Here is a 16047-nt window from a genome sequence, read left to right as displayed (position 1 = left end):
CCGGTTTTTTTGTTTTCTACGGAATCAGAACGAAGCGTTCTGCAGGCCGTCTAGGTAACGCTCAGTGTCCAGTGCCGCCATGCAGCCGGCGCCGGCCGAGGTGATGGCTTGACGGTAAACGTGGTCGGCCACGTCACCGGCAGCAAAGATACCTTCGACGCTGGTGGCAGTGGCGTTGCCATCACGGCCGCCCTGTACAACCAGGTAGCCGTCTTTCAACGTCAGCTGACCTTCGAACAGCGACGTGTTCGGGGTGTGGCCGATGGCGATGAATACGCCGTCGACTTTGATTTCGTCGAAGCTGCCATCGTTGTTCTTCAGGCGAGCACCGGTCACGCCCATGTTGTCGCCCAGCACTTCGTCCAGGGTCGAGTTCAGCTTCAGGATGATCTTGCCTTCGGCAACCCGGGCATTGAGCTTGTCGATCAGGATCTTCTCGGCGCGGAACGTTTCGCGACGGTGAATCAGGGTCACAGTGCTGGCGATGTTGGCCAGGTACAGCGCTTCTTCGACTGCGGTGTTACCGCCACCGACCACAGCCACTGGCTTGTTGCGATAGAAGAAACCATCACAGGTCGCGCAAGCCGAAACGCCTTTGCCCATGAACGTTTCTTCCGACGGCAGGCCCAGGTAACGAGCGCTGGCACCGGTAGCGATGATCAGGGCGTCGCAGGTGTAAGTCGCGCTGTCGCCAATCAGGGTGTACGGCTTGGCAGCGAAGTCCACGGCATTGATGTGATCAAACACGATCTCGGTTTCAAAGCGCTCGGCGTGCTCTTTCATCCGCTCCATCAGCGCCGGGCCGGTCAGGCCGTGGACATCGCCTGGCCAGTTGTCGACTTCGGTGGTGGTGGTCAATTGACCGCCGGCCTGCATGCCAGTGATCAGCAGCGGCTTGAGGTTGGCACGGGCGGCATAGACCGCGGCGCTGTAACCGGCAGGGCCGGAACCGAGAATAATCACTCGCGAATGACGAACTTCAGACATGACCTGCTCCTGTTGACCGGCCCGAAACACTGAGCGCGGAACGCCGGATTGCCGGCGGGAATAAAAAAGGACCGTAGAAAGCACTTGGGGAAGGCTTGGGCTCGACAGTCCTGTAAAAGAATGGGTGCAGCGTATCGAGGGGGCGAAGATTAAGGAAATACGGTTTAACAATCCAGCTCATAGGCGGTCTCTATTCCGTTGCAGTGAATGTATAGACGCCTTTGTTACAGTTAATGTCGATGCATCTACCGCGCTTTCACCCGTCAGGCAAAGTCGGTAAGGTCGGCGCGTTTACCCCTTGCTCGGAGCACGTTATGCCCGCCCCTGTTCTGTCCGGCCCACAATATTTGCGCGAGGGCCTCAAGTTGGTCCTGAGCCCAAGTCTGCGTCTGTTCGTGTTATTGCCGCTGGCGATCAACCTGGTGCTGTTCGTCGGATTGATCTATCTGGCCGGTCATCAGTTCAGCCTATGGGTCGATACGCTGATGCCGTCCCTGCCCGATTGGCTGAGCTTCCTCAGCTATATCCTCTGGCCGATATTCGTGGTGTTGGTGGTGTTGATGGTGTTCTTCACCTTCACGATGCTCGCCAACGTTATCGCCGCACCATTCAACGGCTTCCTCGCGGAGAAAGTCGAAGTGGTGGTGCGCGGCACCGACGATTTCCCGACCTTCAGCTGGAGTGAACTGATTGCCATGATCCCCCGCACCCTGTCCCGGGAAATGCGCAAGCTAGGCTATTTCCTGCCAAGGGCCATCGGGCTGTTCATCCTGTCGTTCATCCCGGTGGTCAACATCATTGCCGCACCGCTGTGGCTGCTGTTCGGGGTGTGGATGATGGCGATCCAGTACATCGACTACCCAGCGGACAACCACAAGCTGGGCTGGAACGAGATGCTCGCCTGGCTGCGCAAGAAGCGCTGGCAGAGCATGAGTTTTGGCGGGATCGTTTATCTGGTGCTGCTGATTCCGGTGGTGAACATTTTGATGATGCCGGCCGCTGTGGCGGGTGCGACGTTGTTTTGGGTGAGGGAGCGTGGAGCAGACGCACTGGAAAGAAGCGCCGCCTGAACATCTGTTTCTCTTGAGGGTTTTATATCAGGCTATTTCTGACAGTAGCCAATATCAGGAATGACGTATCCAATGGATTACGAGGTCCATCTGCATTGAGAGTTCTCATGCATTCAAGGAAGAGATGTGACCTCAATTCATGGAGATTTGGTTCAATGCAATTACCCACCCACCCGCCCGTAGCTTCTGCCGCGACGGCAATCCACACGACCGCAAACACGCCCCGCGAAGGCTTTGCCTGGACCGGCCTGAGTCCGGCAGTACGTTATGCCCAGCCCGTTGCCGGGACCGCCTGCACCCTCAACGAAAACACGCGTATTCTCATCGACGATGAGCGCATTCGCCCGTTGGCGACACGGTTGGCATTCGGGCTCGCCGTTGCTGCCGAGCTCAGCAAACCTCCCGTCGTATTGCTCGTATCAGACAACAGTCCCCGAAAGAGTATGGGTGACGTCGCGTTGACTCTGTCTGCGCCAGATACTGCACAGGTGTCGATCCCCGCCAAAGGTCTGAACGAGGCTTACCGTATCGATATTACCGATGCCGTTTGCGTCACCGCAAAAACCCTGGAAGCCATGGCACGGGCGTTGACGACCTTGCATAAAGCGGTACTGGTTTGCGCCACACTTGATCCAGGTATCGTCATCGACGCCCCTGCCTTTGCGGAGCGCTCAGTGCTGCTTGATGTCGGGCGCAAATATTACAGCCCTGAATGGATCAAAAACCTGCTGCGCGAGATGGCGTGGAACCAGCTCAACACGCTGTATCTTCACCTCACCGACAATGAGGGCGTTCGGATCGTCTTCCCTTCTCATCCAGACCTTTCCAGCTCGGATGCCTGGAGCGCAGAGGAACTCAAAGAGATACTCGATACCGCCGCCTCGTACTACATCAACGTCATTCCCGGGATTGAATCGCCTGGGCATATGAGTTTCATACTGCGCAACAAGCCCGAATTTCAACTGCGTCTCAGCAATGGCACCGTTGTGCCGAAAGCGCTGGACTTCAGCATTCCGGCCGCACGCCGATTTATTAAAGAGCTCTTCAAAGATCTGTTCAACATGTTTCCAGGCTGCACCCATGTCAATCTGGAGGCCGACGAGTATTTCCTCTCCCCGATTACCCCCTACAACACGCCACAACTGGCTCAATACGCACGGAAGGCATCGGGGAAACCTGGCGCCAATTCGCGCGATGGCGTCCGACATTTCGTCAATGAGCTAGCGAGTTTCGTACGCGAGAACGGCAAGACTGCACGCATGTGGAACGATGCCGTCGTTCAAGACAATCAAGTGATCCAGGTCGATACCGCCGTTGAAATACTGTGTTGGAGTATCTGGGGCAGTATTCGCAGTGAGAAAAACGTGCAAGCGCTGATCAACGCCGGATACACAGTGCTCAATGCCCATGGCGACTTCTACTTTGTCATCCGACCCGACTGGAGCAATCTGGTGGATCGCAAGCACTCGCCTTATGGACTTTACGACTTCTGGCGCCCCAACCATTTCATGGACAAAGCCGGGCAAAGCGTGACGATCATCGATTCAGACCACCCTGCGATGAAGGGGGGAGGCATACAAGTTTGGGCCGATGAACCCGATTACCTGTCAGCTGAGAAAGTCTGGTCGCATCTGATTCTCTGGATGCAACCGACAGGGCAGCGTTCGTGGGGGTCGCCGCACGCGGCCAGCACCATGAAGGAGGTACAACTGATTAGCCGCTCAGTAGCCTTCGCCCCACCAGAACATTGATGATCGGCCATACCTTGCGCCCATGAGGGCGTCAGCGTCATAAATCCATCATTGAAACGCAACAATGACGACATGGCCTCAGCCGACACTGAGGTCATGACGACAGCTCTGCATATCACTCTGATCACCGAAACCTTCCCCCCGGAAATCAACGGCGTGGCCAATACCCTTGGCCGCTTGTTCGACGGTTTGCGCGCGCGCGGGCATCAGGTCGAGTTGGTGCGGCCACGTCAGGGCGGCGACCCGCTGATGGGCAGCAATGATGAGTTGCTGCTGTGTCGGGGCTGGCCGCTGCCGGGTTATCCCGGCCTGCAATGGGGTCAGTCGTCGATGCACAAGTTGCTGCGGCGCTGGAAGCGCCATCGCCCGGACGTGCTGTACATCGCCACCGAAGGACCGCTGGGGTTGTCGGCGTTACGTGCGGCACGGCGTTTGGGGATTTCGGTGGTCAGCGGCTTTCATACCAATTTTCAGCAGTATTCCAGCCAGTATGGGCTCGGGTTGCTGACGCGTTTGCTGACCCACTACCTGCGCTGGTTTCACAATCGCTCGACCCTGACCCTGGTGCCCAGCGCCAGCCAGCGACTGGAACTGGAGCGGCGCAGTTTCGAGCGCCTGGCGCTGCTCTCTCGGGGCGTCGACAGCCAGTTGTTTCATCCGGCCAAACGACTGAAACCGCTGCGCGAGCAATGGGGACTGTCCGAGGATGACATCGCCTTCATCCACGTAGGACGTCTGGCCCAGGAAAAGAATCTTGGCCTGCTCAAGCGCAGTTTCGACACGCTGAAAGCCACTTATCCACAGCGAAACATGAAATTGATTGTGGTCGGCGACGGTCCGCAACGAGCGACGCTGGAAAAGGAATTGCCCGAGGCGATTTTCTGCGGTTCCCAGCGCGGCGAAGCCCTGGCCAGTCACTATGCATCGGGGGATGTGTTTCTGTTTCCGAGCCTGACCGAAACCTTCGGCAATGTGGTGCTTGAGGCATTAGCCTCGGGGCTGGGGGTGGTGGCGTACGATCAGGCTGCAGCGGCTCAGCATATTCGCCATGGCTACAACGGCGTACTGGCCATGCCCGGGGATGAAGAGGCGTTCTGCGATGCGGCACGCTGGCTGCTGGAGGAGCGCGAAACCTTGCGCTGCGTGCGGCTCAATGCCCGCCAGCATGCAAGCCGTCAGGGCTGGGCGGCGATTATCGAGCAGTTCGAGGGGCAGTTGCGGGGGGCTTGTGCGCAGGAACAAGTTCTATCCGATGCAGCGTTGTTGCCTTAAAAGCTTCGCGGGCAAGCCTCGCCCCTGTAGGAGCGAGGCTTGCCCGCGAAAAGGCCTTTTCAGTCGCCGTTTACACCAGCGTCATCAACGCATCACGGCTGAACGGCAGGATGTCCTGCTCACGACCGTCACGCACTTTCTGCGCCCAGTCCGGGTCCACCAGCAACGCACGACCTACCGCCACCAGGTCAAACTCGTCGTTGTTCAAACGCTCCAGCAGTTTTTCCAGGCTGGCGGGCTGTGCGATCTTGTCGGTGTTGACCATGAATTGCAGGAACTCGCCATCCAGGCCGACGCTGCCAACGGTGATGGTCGGCTTGCCGGTGAGCTTGCGGGTCCAGCCGGCCAGGTTCAGTTCGGAACCATCGAACTCCGGCTCCCAGAAACGCCGCGTCGAGCAGTGGAAAATGTCCACGCCGGCATCGGACAGCGGCTTGAGGAATTCGCCCAACGCCTCAGGTGTCTGCACCAGACGCGCGGTGTAGTCCTGCTGCTTCCACTGGGAGAAACGGAAGATGATCGGGAAACCCTCGCCGACCGCTGCACGCACCGCCTGAATCAATTCGATGGCGAAGCGCGAACGGTTGGCCAGGCTGCCACCGTATTCGTCAGCGCGCTGGTTGCTGCCTTCCCAGAAGAACTGGTCCACCAGATAACCATGGGCACCGTGGATTTCCACGCCATCCATACCGATGCTCTGGGCGTCTTTGGCGGCTTGGGCGAACGCGGCGATCACGTCCTGGATATCCTGTCGGGTCATGCCATGAACCACGACCTGCCCGTCTTTCAGTTTTTCCGACGGACCGTAACCCGGCACGCTGGCATCCGGCTCGGTGCCGATACGACGCACGTTGCCCACATGCCACAGCTGCGGAACGACCTTGCCGCCTTCGGCATGCACCGCGTCGACGACTTTCTTCCAGCCGGCCAGTGCAGCTTCACCGTAGAAGTGCGGCACGTTCGGGTAGCCGTTGGAGGCTTTGTGACCGACGGTGGTGCCTTCGGTGATGATCAGGCCAACCCCGGCGGCGGCGCGGCGACGGTAGTACTCGATCACTTTGGAATTGGGCACGCCGCCCGGCGAAAACGAGCGGGTCATCGGCGCCATGACGACACGGGTCGGCAGTTCGAGAGCGCCGAGGTGAAAAGGCTTGAACAGGGCTTTGACAGGCATGGGACGCTCCACGGGACATAGACTTTATGACGGCGATAATATGGAGAGCGCCCGGCCTTGAACAGCACTATTGATTTGGGTGATTAAGAGTCAAAAGACAGAACGAATTGTAGGAGCGAGGCTTGCCCGCGAAGACGGTCGGTCAGCCGACATCATTGCTGACTGACATGACGCCTTCGCGGGCAAGTCGGATCGCCGCACCACTCGCTCCTACAGGGGGATGTCAGCTCAACGCTTTTTCGATAGCCTGGATAACAGAAGGATCATCCGGCGCCGTACGCGGCGAGAACCGCGCCAATACGCGACCGTCCTTGCCCAACAGGAATTTTTCGAAGTTCCAGGTGATGTCGCCCGGGAATTCCGCGCCCTCGCCCGCCAGAAGGCGATACAGCTGATGACGATCATGACCGTTGACTTCCAGCTTGCTGGACAACGGAAAGCTCACACCATAGTTGAGGCTGCAAAACTCCTGGATCTCTTTCTCGGTGCCCGGTTCTTGCCCGGCAAACTGGTTGCACGGCAAGCCCAGCACGCTGAAACCCTTGCCCTTGTATTGCTGGTAGAGGTTTTCCAGCGCCGCGTATTGTGGGGTCAAGCCACATTTGGAGGCGACGTTGACCACCAGCACGACACGCCCCTTGAAGGGCGCCAGAGGTAGCTCCTGACCATCCAGGGCTGTCAGTTTAAGGTCGTGAAAAGCACTCATGACGAACTCCAAATTCCTGTGTTCTTCTCAAAACAGCCACTTGGCGGTGCCACCAGAGGACAGCCGCGGACTAAAAAGGCGCCCTAGGGCGCCTCTCCAGTTCTCGAAAGCTTAGCGCAGAAAATCAGTGATGATGGCCACCTTCGCCATGGACGTGACCATGAGCGATTTCTTCCTGGCTGGCATCACGGATGGCAACGATCTTGACCTGGAAATTCAGGCGCTGACCGGCCAACGGGTGGTTGCCGTCGACGGTGACATCGTCGCCGTCCAGATCGCGAATGGTGACGATCTGCATCTGGCCGTCCGGAGCGGAAGCGTGGAACTGCATGCCCACTTCCAGTTCGTCGACGCCTTCGAACATGCTGCGGCTCAGGGTGCTGACCAGTTCGGCAGCGTATTCGCCATAGGCATCTTCAGGTTCTACGGCAACAGTCAGTTCGTCACCGACTGCTTTGCCTTCCAGAGCCTTTTCCAGGCCTGGAATGATGTTACCTGCGCCTTGCAGGTAGACCAGCGGCGCGCCGCCGGCGGAGCTGTCGATGACCTCACCAGCGTCGTTGGTCAGGGTATAGTCGATGGAGACAGCCTTATTGGCGGCGATCAGCATGGGGCGAGACCTTTTGCATAAGAAAGATGAATGTCCAAGTTTAGCGAAGCAATCGCCCGAAAGCGAACACAACCCGGACAAACGGGGCGCGATGAAAACCTCGACCGTTACAGGTTTCCATCAGGACGAGGACGGGCACTGGGTGGCCGAGCTGTCATGCGGCCATACCCAACACCTGCGGCACCAGCCGCCGTGGCAATCCCGGGTCTGGGTGCTGGACCCTGTGCTGCGCAATGAAAAAATAGGCCAACCCTTTGATTGCGGTTGGTGCGCACAAGGCTCGGTTAGCGATAACCTTGACCACTGAATATCGGTAGAACGCCAGCCATAGGCGTTCACCATTGCCATGCACCCTTAGAGAATCCGCATGCAAACTTTTTTTATCGCGCCCACCGATTTTGGTGTGGGTCTGACCTCCATCAGCCTCGGGCTGGTGCGTACCCTTGAGCGGGCTGGCCTCAAAGTCGGCTTTTTCAAACCGATTGCCCAACCGCACCCGGGCGACACCGGCCCTGAACGCTCCACCGAACTGGTGGCCCGCACCCACGGCTTGAAACCGCCTCAGCCGCTGGGCCTGGCCCATGTCGAGCGGATGCTCGGCGACGGTCAGCTGGACGAATTGCTCGAAGAAATCATCACCCTTTATCAGCAAGCCGCTGTCGGCAAGGACGTGCTGATCGTCGAAGGCATGGTCCCGACCCGCAGCGCCAGCTACGCCGCGCGGGTCAACTTGCACTTGGCCAAAAGCCTCGACGCCGACGTGATTCTGGTTTCGGCGCCGGAAAACGAAGTGCTGACCGAATTGTCCGGCCGGGTGGAATTGCAGGCGCAATTGTTCGGCGGGCCGAAAGACCCGAAAGTGCTGGGCGTGATCCTCAACAAGGTCAAGACCGACGAAAGCATGGACGTCTTCGCCTCGCGCCTGAGAGAGCACTCGCCGTTGCTGCGCAGTGGCGACTTCCGTCTGCTCGGCTGCATCCCGTTTCAACCGGAGCTGAACGCGCCGCGCACCCGTGACGTGGCCGAGCTGATGGGCGCTCAGGTGCTCAATGCCGGTGACTACGAAACCCGGCGCATGACCAAAATCATCATTTGCGCCCGCACCGTGCGCAATACCGTGGAGCTGCTCAAGCCCGGCGTGCTGGTGGTGACCCCCGGCGATCGCGACGACATCATCCTCGCGGTCAGCCTGGCGGCGATGAACGGTGTGCCTCTGGCCGGCCTGTTGCTGACCAGCGACACCCTGCCCGACCCGCGCATCATGGAGCTGTGCCGTGGCGCCTTGCAGGCGGGCTTGCCGGTGTTGTCGGTGAGCACCGGTTCCTACGACACCGCCAACCAGTTGAACGGTTTGAACAAGGAAATCCCGATCGACGACCGCGAGCGTGCGGAAATCATCACCGATTTCGTCGCCAGCCACCTCGACGCCAACTGGCTGCATCAGCGCTGCGGCACGCCACGGGAAATGCGCCTGTCGCCCGCAGTGTTCCGCTATCAACTGATCCAGCGCGCCCAGGTCGCCAACAAGCGCATCGTGTTGCCCGAAGGCAGCGAGCCGTTGACTGTGCAAGCTGCCGCTATCTGTCAGGCACGGGGCATCGCCCGTTGCGTGTTGCTGGCCAAACCGGCAGACGTCGAGGCGGTCGCCCGCGCCCAAGGCATCGAGTTGCCTCCGGGGCTGGAAATCCTCGACCCGGACCTGATCCGCGAGCGTTACGTCGAGCCGATGGTTGCGCTGCGCAAAACCAAAAGCCTCAACGCGCCGATGGCCGAGCAGCAACTGGAAGACACCGTGGTGATCGGCACCATGATGCTGGCGCTGGATGAGGTCGATGGGCTGGTGTCCGGGGTCATTCACTCCACCGCCAACACCATCCGCCCGGCTCTGCAACTGATCAAGACCGCGCCGGGTTGCACCCTGGTGTCGTCGGTATTCTTCATGCTGTTTCCCGAAGAAGTGCTGGTCTACGGCGACTGCGTGATGAACCCGCACCCGAGTGCCAGCGAACTGGCCGAGATCGCCTTGCAAAGCGCCGATTCGGCAGCGGCATTCGGCATCACTCCGCGAGTGGCGATGATCAGCTACTCCAGCGGTGAATCGGCCAGCGGCGAAGAAGTCGAGAAGGTTCGCGAGGCCACCTTGCTCGCCCACGAACAGCAACACTCACTGCTGATCGACGGCCCGTTGCAATACGATGCCGCTGCCAACGAAACCGTAGCCCGGCAACTGGCGCCGAACAGTCAGGTGGCCGGTCGTGCCACGGTGTTCGTGTTCCCCGACCTGAACACCGGCAATACCACCCACAAAGCCGTGCAACGCAGCGCCGACTGCGTCAGCCTCGGGCCAATGCTGCAAGGCCTGCGCAAACCGGTGAACGACCTGCCGCGTGGCGCGCAAGTCGACGACATCGTGTACACCATCGCGTTGACCGCGATTCAAGCTGCCAACCGACCTATGGATGTTTAAATGCTGGATTTTCTACCTGCACCCGTGCGCGGTGTGATCGCCTCGCTGCTGTTGGCGCTGAATACGATTCTGCTCTGCTCGTTTCTGTTCTGTGTGGCGCTGTTCAAAGTGTTGCCGTTCGCCCTCACCCAACGTTTCGCGCGCTGGCTGATGAGTCATACCCACGAAGCGTGGATCAGTAACAACAAGGGCTGGATGAATCTGGTTTGCCGCACACGCTGGCACCTCAGCGGTTTGCAAGACCTGGACTATCGGCACTCTTATCTGATCACCAGCAACCACCAGAGCTGGGTCGACATCATGGTGTTGCAGTACGCGCTCAACCGTCGCATCCGCCCGCTGAAGTTCTTCCTCAAACAGGAACTGATCTGGGTACCGGTGATTGGCCTGGCGTGGTGGGCGTTGGGTTTTCCGTTCATGAAGCGTTACTCCAAGGCCTATCTGGAAAAGCATCCGCAGAAGAAAGGCAAAGACCTGGAAACCACCCGCAAGACCTGCGACAACTTCCGCAATAACCCGGTGGGGATTTTCAACTTCGTCGAAGGCACGCGCTTCACCGAGGGCAAGCACACCCAGCAGAGTTCACCGTTCCGCTACCTGCTCAAGCCGAAAGCGGGCGGCATTGCATTCGTGCTGGATGCCATGGGCGACCAACTGGAAGCCATCGTCAACGTGACCATCCACTACCCGGCGGGGCGTCCGGGTTACTGGGATTTGCTCTGCGGTAATGTGAAAGACGTGGTGGTGCACTTTCAGGAGCTGAAGATTCCACCGCAGTTCGTTGGCAAGAACTACGACCAGGACGGGGTGTATCGCCTGGAGTTTCAGGGCTGGATCAATCAGCTGTGGCAGGACAAGGATGCGCTGCTGGCGCAGATGCACCGTGAGTATCCAGTGAATTCTTGAGGTGCTCGCGAAGGCGTCCTCCCGGACACAAAAAAGCCCGCAGATGATCACTCATCTGCGGGCTTTTTGTTTTCAGCTAACGCTTAGATCGCGCCACGCTTGCGCAGCAGATCCAGCACTTGCTTGACGCTTTCTTCCAGCGACAGCGACTGGGTGTCGATCACCAGATCGGCATTCAGCGGCACGTCGTACGGGAAGGATTCGCCCGGGATGTTGTCGCCACCCGCCGCGTACAGACCTTGCGGATCACGCTCGGCACAGACCGTCGGCGAGGCCTGGACGTAGACCGTCAGCAGACGCTCCTTGCCAATCAGGTCCTTGGCCTGCTCACGACCTTCGGCACTCGGGGCTACGAACGCCGCCAGTGTCAGTAGGCCCGCTTCGTTGAACTGACGCGCAACGTGCGCCGCACGACGCCAATTCTCGGTACGCCCGGCGCGATCCTGTGGCAGACCTTTGTTCAGGTCATGACGCAGGTTCTGGCCATCGAGTACAAACACCGCGCGGCCCATGTCGAACAGCTTGCGTTCAACCGCATAGGCCAGAGTGCTTTTGCCAGCGCCCGACAGTCCGCTGAACAACACGGTGGCCGGTTGCTGACCGAAGCGCTGGGCGCGCTCTTCGGTGGCCACATGGGCCAGTTTGCCGTGGTGGGAGCTGCTGCCATGCGCCAGCGGCTGAGCGATGATCATGCCGGCCGCGACGGTGCCGTTGGTCAAACGGTCGATGACGATGAACGAACCCGTGGTGCGGTTGCTGTCGTAACCGTCCAGCGCAATGGCCGCGTCGAGGCTGATCTTGACCCGACCGATCTCGTTCAGCTGCAACGAGCTGGCAGGGCCTTCGGCCAAGGTGTTCACGTCCACGCGATTGACGATGCTGGTAATCGAGCCCGGCACGTAAGTCGTGGCGCGCTTGATGTCGTACTTCTTGCCCGGCAGCATCGGCTCTTCAGCCATCCACACCAGCATGGCGTCGAAGGCGTCGGTCACTTGCGGCTGGTTATCGGCGTGCACCAGCAAGTCGCCACGGGAGATGTCGATCTCGTCTTCCATGGTCAGCGTCACCGCTTGACCAGGGCCTGCATGCTCCAGCTCACCTTCGAAGGTGACAATGGATTTCACGCGGCTGCTCTTGCCCGACGGTAACACAACGACTTCGTCGCCCTTGTGCACGATGCCGCTGGCCAGGGTGCCGGCGAAACCACGGAAGTTCAGGTTCGGACGGTTGACGTACTGCACCGGGAAACGCAGGTCGGTGTAGTTGCGATCGCTGGCGATCTCGACGGTTTCGAGGATTTCCATCAGCGACTGGCCGGTGTACCACGGCGAGCGCTCGGACTTGTTCACCACGTTATCGCCCTTGAGCGCAGACATCGGCACGAACGCCATGGTGCTTGGCTTGAACGCGATGCCTTCGGCGAACTTCAGGTAATCGGCCTTGATCGACTCGAACACGCCTTCATCGAAGCCGTTGAGGTCCATCTTGTTGATGGCGACCACGATGTGCTTGATGCCCAGCAACGAGGCGATAAAGCTGTGGCGACGGGTCTGGGTCTGCACGCCGTAACGGGCGTCGACCAGGATGATCGCCAGGTCACAGGTGGATGCACCGGTGGCCATGTTGCGGGTGTACTGCTCATGGCCAGGGGTATCGGCGATGATGAATTTGCGCTTGGCGGTAGAGAAATAGCGGTAGGCGACATCGATGGTGATGCCCTGCTCACGCTCGGCCTGCAAGCCGTCGACCAGCAACGCCAGGTCGATGTCTTCGCCGGTGGTGCCGACTTTTTTCGAGTCGCGGGTAATGGCTTCCAGATGATCTTCGTAGATCATTTTGGAGTCGTGCAGCAGGCGCCCGATCAGGGTGCTCTTGCCGTCGTCGACGTTGCCACAAGTCAGAAAGCGCAGCATTTCCTTGCGTTCATGCTGGCCCAGGTAGGCGAGGATGTCCTCGCTGATCAAATCAGATGCGTGCGACATGACAACCCCTTAGAAATAACCCTGACGTTTCTTTTCTTCCATGGAACCGGCGCCATCGTGATCGATGACTCGGCCCTGGCGTTCGGAAGTTCGCGTCAGGAGCATTTCCTGAATGATGTCGGTCAGGCTAGTGGCCTCGGACTCGACAGCACCGGTCAACGGGTAGTCGCCCAGTGTACGGAAACGGACCTTCTTCTTGACGATGCGCGCCTTGTCTTCGTCGCTCAGGTGATTGAGCAGGCGTTCGTCGTCGATCATGATCCAGGTGCCGTTCATCTCGATGACATCACGTTCGGCAGCGAAATACAGCGGCACGATCGGAATGCCTTCCAGGTAGATGTACTGCCAGATGTCCAGCTCGGTCCAGTTCGACAACGGGAATACGCGGATCGATTCGCCCTTGTTGACCTTGCCGTTGTAGACGTTCCACAGCTCCGGGCGCTGGTTTTTCGGGTCCCAGCGGTGCTTGCTGTCACGGAACGAATACACGCGCTCTTTGGCACGGGACTTCTCTTCGTCACGACGGGCGCCACCGAATGCGGCGTCGAAGCCGTACTTGTCGAGAGCCTGCTTGAGGCCTTCGGTCTTCATGATGTCGGTGTGCTTGGCACTGCCGTGGGTCAGCGGGTTGATACCCTGCGCAACACCCTCGGGGTTGACGTGTACCAGCAGGTCCAGGCCGAGCTCTTCGACCATGCGGTCGCGGAACGCGTACATTTCCTTGAACTTCCACCGGGTGTCGACGTGCATCACCGGAAACGGAAGTTTGCCCGGGAAGAATGCCTTGCGCGCAAGGTGCAGCATCACGGCGGAGTCTTTACCGACGGAGTACAGCATCACCGGGTTATCGAACTCGGCGGCGACCTCGCGGATGATGTGGATGCTTTCGGCCTCCAGCTGTTTCAGATGCGTCAGTTTGTCGACCATGGCTACTCACGAAAACGATCTTATGGACGGCCTGCGGGCCGTGTTCGAGCGGGGAATCCTAGCACAGCGCCCTCTTCTAATCAGGACGGCGACTAGATCGAAAGGGTATATGAATATACCCCCTCGTTTGGGCTCCAGCCCTGTAGTCAAATCGGGTTCGGGCAATCGATGAAGATGTGCTCGAGGGCGAAACGTCGCGCCAGGTAATCACCCAAAGCCTGCACACCGTAACGCTCGGTGGCATGGTGGCCGGCGGCAATGAAACTGATGTCGTTTTCCCGGGCGCTGTGGAACGTCTGCTCGGAGGCCTCGCCACTGAGGTACAGATCAACACCGGCCAACACCGCCTGGTCAATGTAACCCTGGCCGCCACCGGTGCACCAGCCGACCCGACGAATCATCTCGCTGCCTTCGATCAGCAGCGGCTCGCGCCCCATGACTTCCTGTACCCGACGGGCAAAATCGCGGGGAGTCATCGGTTCGCTCAACGAGCCGACCAACCCGACGATTTTCAGGTTATCCGGATCCAGCGGGCCTTCGACGGTAATGTCCAATTGCCGGGCAAGCTGTACGTTGTTGCCGACTTCAGGGTGCAGGTCCAGCGGCAAGTGATAAGACAGCAAGCTGATGTCGTGCTTGAGCAGGGTTTTCAATCGGCGCTGCTTCATGCCGGTGATGCACGGGTTCTCGCCTTTCCAGAAATAGCCGTGATGCACCAGCACCAGATCGGCCTGGGCCTCCACTGCAGCGTCCAGCAGTGCCTGGCTGGCGGTGACACCGCTGACGATGCGCATTACTTGCGGCCGGCCTTCGACCTGCAAGCCGTTGGGGCAGTAATCGGCGATCTTCGCACTTGCCAGGTAACGGTCGGCTTCTTCGACCAGGGTGCTCAGGGCGACGGCCATAAAAGACTCCTAAATATCCCGTTCAGAGGCGCGCGCGGCCTCGTATAATGCGCGACATTATGGGCGGTCTCATACCGCCTGCAACCTCTCAGGACGTGCTTAATGCTCAAGGCGCTGCGTTTTTCCGGCTGGCCGCTGTTGGCCGGCGTGCTTGTCGCTCTACTGATTATTCAGCGTTACCCGCAGTGGGTCGGGCTGCCAAGCCTCGACGTCAATCTGCAACAAGCCCCGCAGACCCTTGGTGTGCAGCAGGGCCCGGTGTCCTATGCCGATGCAGTGACCATTGCCGCGCCGTCGGTGGTCAACCTGTACACCACTAAAGTGGTCAACAAACCCAGCCATCCGCTGTTTGAGGATCCGCAGTTCCGCCGCTTCTTCGGCGACAACTCGCCCAAACAGAAGCGCATGGAGTCGAGCCTCGGTTCGGGCGTGATCATGAGCCCGGAAGGTTACCTGCTGACCAACAACCACGTGACCAGCGGTGCCGACCAGATCGTGGTGGCGCTCAAGGATGGTCGTGAAACCCTGGCCCGGGTCATCGGCAGCGACCCGGAAACTGACCTCGCAGTATTGAAGATAGACCTGAAAAACCTGCCGTCGATCACCGTCGGCCGTTCTGACAACCTGCGCATCGGCGACGTGGCCCTGGCCATCGGCAACCCGTTCGGCGTCGGCCAGACCGTGACCATGGGCATCATCAGCGCCACCGGGCGCAATCAGTTGGGCCTGAACAACTACGAAGACTTCATCCAGACCGACGCTGCGATCAACCCCGGCAACTCCGGCGGTGCACTGGTGGACGCCAACGGTAACCTGACCGGCATCAACACGGCGATCTTCTCCAAGTCCGGTGGCTCGCAAGGCATCGGCTTCGCGATCCCGGTTAAACTGGCGATGGAAGTGATGAAGTCGATCATCGAACACGGCCAGGTGATTCGCGGCTGGCTCGGTATCGAAGTGCAACCTTTGAGTCAGGAACTGGCGGAATCGTTTGGCTTGTCGGGACGCCCGGGAATTGTGGTCGCGGGGATTTTCCGTGACGGCCCGGCGCAGAAGGCCGGCCTGCAACTAGGCGACGTGATCCTCAGTATCGACGGTGAACCGGCTGGCGATGGTCGCAAGTCAATGAACCAGGTGGCGCGCATCAAACCGACCGACAAGGTCACGATTCAGGTGATGCGCAACGGTAAAGAGCTCAAGCTCACCGCAGAAATCGGCCTGCGTCCGCCGCCTGCACCGATCCAGGAAAAAGAAGAAGAGTAGTCGCCAACACCCAAAACCCTGTGGGAG

General features: G+C 59.4%; 14 protein-coding genes. 7 read left to right on the top strand and 7 right to left on the bottom strand.

Annotated features, from left to right (window positions below):
* Positions 1-24: 24 nt before the first annotated feature.
* A complete protein-coding gene (gene trxB / locus AC30D7_RS09645; protein ID WP_490133884.1) occupies positions 25-987 on the bottom strand; it encodes a thioredoxin-disulfide reductase in 963 nt (320 codons plus the stop codon).
* 314 nt (positions 988-1301) lie between these two features.
* Between trxB and cysZ the strand changes: the two genes are divergently transcribed.
* From cysZ to AC30D7_RS09630, 3 genes are all read left to right on the top strand, one after another.
* Entirely contained in the window at positions 1302-2057 is a 756-nt protein-coding gene (cysZ, locus tag AC30D7_RS09640; RefSeq protein ID WP_490133883.1) for a sulfate transporter CysZ, read from the top strand.
* Between the two features lie 155 nt (positions 2058-2212).
* A complete protein-coding gene (locus AC30D7_RS09635) occupies positions 2213-3808 on the top strand; it encodes a beta-N-acetylhexosaminidase (protein WP_490133882.1) in 1596 nt (531 codons plus the stop codon).
* Between the two features lie 72 nt (positions 3809-3880).
* Positions 3881-5080, top strand: coding sequence for a glycosyltransferase family 4 protein (locus tag AC30D7_RS09630; RefSeq protein ID WP_490133881.1), 1200 nt, complete (start codon positions 3881-3883; stop codon positions 5078-5080).
* A gap of 70 nt (positions 5081-5150) precedes the next feature.
* Here the strand turns inward: AC30D7_RS09630 and AC30D7_RS09625 are convergent, their stop codons facing one another.
* From AC30D7_RS09625 to AC30D7_RS09615, 3 genes are all read right to left on the bottom strand, one after another.
* Positions 5151-6254: an NADH:flavin oxidoreductase gene (locus AC30D7_RS09625; protein ID WP_490133880.1), complete on the bottom strand. Its 1104-nt coding sequence runs from the start codon at positions 6252-6254 to the stop codon at positions 5151-5153.
* A 223-nt stretch (positions 6255-6477) separates the two neighbouring features.
* On the bottom strand, positions 6478-6960 hold the full coding sequence (locus AC30D7_RS09620) for a glutathione peroxidase (protein ID WP_490133879.1): 483 nt from the start codon (positions 6958-6960) through the stop codon (positions 6478-6480).
* A gap of 124 nt (positions 6961-7084) precedes the next feature.
* Positions 7085-7570: an FKBP-type peptidyl-prolyl cis-trans isomerase gene (locus AC30D7_RS09615; protein WP_007942189.1), complete on the bottom strand. Its 486-nt coding sequence runs from the start codon at positions 7568-7570 to the stop codon at positions 7085-7087.
* Between AC30D7_RS09615 and AC30D7_RS09610 the strand changes: the two genes are divergently transcribed.
* From AC30D7_RS09610 to yihG, 3 genes are read left to right on the top strand one after another with little or no spacing between them, the layout of a single operon-like run.
* Positions 7539-7877 carry a DUF3565 domain-containing protein gene (locus AC30D7_RS09610; protein ID WP_490133878.1) on the top strand — a complete coding sequence of 113 codons (339 nt, stop codon included), beginning with the start codon at positions 7539-7541 and terminating at the stop codon, positions 7875-7877. The genes AC30D7_RS09615 and AC30D7_RS09610 overlap by 32 nt on opposite strands.
* Positions 7878-7937: 60 nt before the next feature.
* The gene (gene pta, locus AC30D7_RS09605) at positions 7938-10037 is read left to right on the top strand and encodes a phosphate acetyltransferase (RefSeq protein WP_490133877.1); all 2100 of its coding nucleotides are present in this window, start codon (positions 7938-7940) and stop codon (positions 10035-10037) included.
* Positions 10038-10943, top strand: coding sequence for a 1-acylglycerol-3-phosphate O-acyltransferase, YihG family (gene yihG / locus AC30D7_RS09600; protein ID WP_490133876.1), 906 nt, complete (start codon positions 10038-10040; stop codon positions 10941-10943).
* Positions 10944-11026: 83 nt separating this feature from the next.
* Here the strand turns inward: yihG and cysN are convergent, their stop codons facing one another.
* The 3 genes from cysN to AC30D7_RS09585 form a co-directional block, all read right to left on the bottom strand.
* Positions 11027-12925, bottom strand: a complete 1899-nt coding sequence (gene cysN / locus AC30D7_RS09595) for a sulfate adenylyltransferase subunit CysN (protein ID WP_490133875.1) — start codon at positions 12923-12925, stop codon at positions 11027-11029.
* 9 nt (positions 12926-12934) lie between these two features.
* Positions 12935-13852, bottom strand: a complete 918-nt coding sequence (gene cysD / locus AC30D7_RS09590; RefSeq protein ID WP_019647662.1) for a sulfate adenylyltransferase subunit CysD — start codon at positions 13850-13852, stop codon at positions 12935-12937.
* A gap of 146 nt (positions 13853-13998) precedes the next feature.
* Complete coding sequence (locus AC30D7_RS09585) at positions 13999-14757, bottom strand: Nif3-like dinuclear metal center hexameric protein (protein WP_018927191.1); 759 nt, start codon at positions 14755-14757, stop codon at positions 13999-14001.
* Between the two features lie 102 nt (positions 14758-14859).
* Between AC30D7_RS09585 and algW the strand changes: the two genes are divergently transcribed.
* On the top strand, positions 14860-16020 hold the full coding sequence (algW, locus tag AC30D7_RS09580) for a Do family serine endopeptidase AlgW (RefSeq protein ID WP_490133874.1): 1161 nt from the start codon (positions 14860-14862) through the stop codon (positions 16018-16020).
* The last annotated feature ends 27 nt before the right edge of the window (positions 16021-16047 follow it).

Source organism: Pseudomonas sp. DF5 (genome assembly GCF_058148225.1).
Note: the sequence above shows the minus strand (reverse complement) of the source record. Positions and strands in the feature narration are given on the sequence as shown.

Excerpts from the sequence above, each read along its gene's own strand:
- trxB (WP_490133884.1), bottom strand. The coding sequence starts at position 987 with ATGTCTGAAGTTCGTCATTCGCGAGTGATTATTCTCGGTTCCGGCCCT.
- cysZ (WP_490133883.1), top strand. The coding sequence starts at position 1,302 with ATGCCCGCCCCTGTTCTGTCCGGCCCACAATATTTGCGCGAGGGCCTC.
- AC30D7_RS09635 (WP_490133882.1), top strand. The coding sequence starts at position 2,213 with ATGCAATTACCCACCCACCCGCCCGTAGCTTCTGCCGCGACGGCAATC.
- AC30D7_RS09630 (WP_490133881.1), top strand. The coding sequence starts at position 3,881 with ATGGCCTCAGCCGACACTGAGGTCATGACGACAGCTCTGCATATCACT.
- AC30D7_RS09625 (WP_490133880.1), bottom strand. The coding sequence starts at position 6,254 with ATGCCTGTCAAAGCCCTGTTCAAGCCTTTTCACCTCGGCGCTCTCGAA.
- AC30D7_RS09620 (WP_490133879.1), bottom strand. The coding sequence starts at position 6,960 with ATGAGTGCTTTTCACGACCTTAAACTGACAGCCCTGGATGGTCAGGAG.
- AC30D7_RS09610 (WP_490133878.1), top strand. The coding sequence starts at position 7,539 with ATGGAGACAGCCTTATTGGCGGCGATCAGCATGGGGCGAGACCTTTTG.
- AC30D7_RS09615 (WP_007942189.1), bottom strand. The coding sequence starts at position 7,570 with ATGCTGATCGCCGCCAATAAGGCTGTCTCCATCGACTATACCCTGACC.
- pta (WP_490133877.1), top strand. The coding sequence starts at position 7,938 with ATGCAAACTTTTTTTATCGCGCCCACCGATTTTGGTGTGGGTCTGACC.
- yihG (WP_490133876.1), top strand. The coding sequence starts at position 10,038 with ATGCTGGATTTTCTACCTGCACCCGTGCGCGGTGTGATCGCCTCGCTG.
- cysN (WP_490133875.1), bottom strand. The coding sequence starts at position 12,925 with ATGTCGCACGCATCTGATTTGATCAGCGAGGACATCCTCGCCTACCTG.
- cysD (WP_019647662.1), bottom strand. The coding sequence starts at position 13,852 with ATGGTCGACAAACTGACGCATCTGAAACAGCTGGAGGCCGAAAGCATC.
- AC30D7_RS09585 (WP_018927191.1), bottom strand. The coding sequence starts at position 14,757 with ATGGCCGTCGCCCTGAGCACCCTGGTCGAAGAAGCCGACCGTTACCTG.
- algW (WP_490133874.1), top strand. The coding sequence starts at position 14,860 with ATGCTCAAGGCGCTGCGTTTTTCCGGCTGGCCGCTGTTGGCCGGCGTG.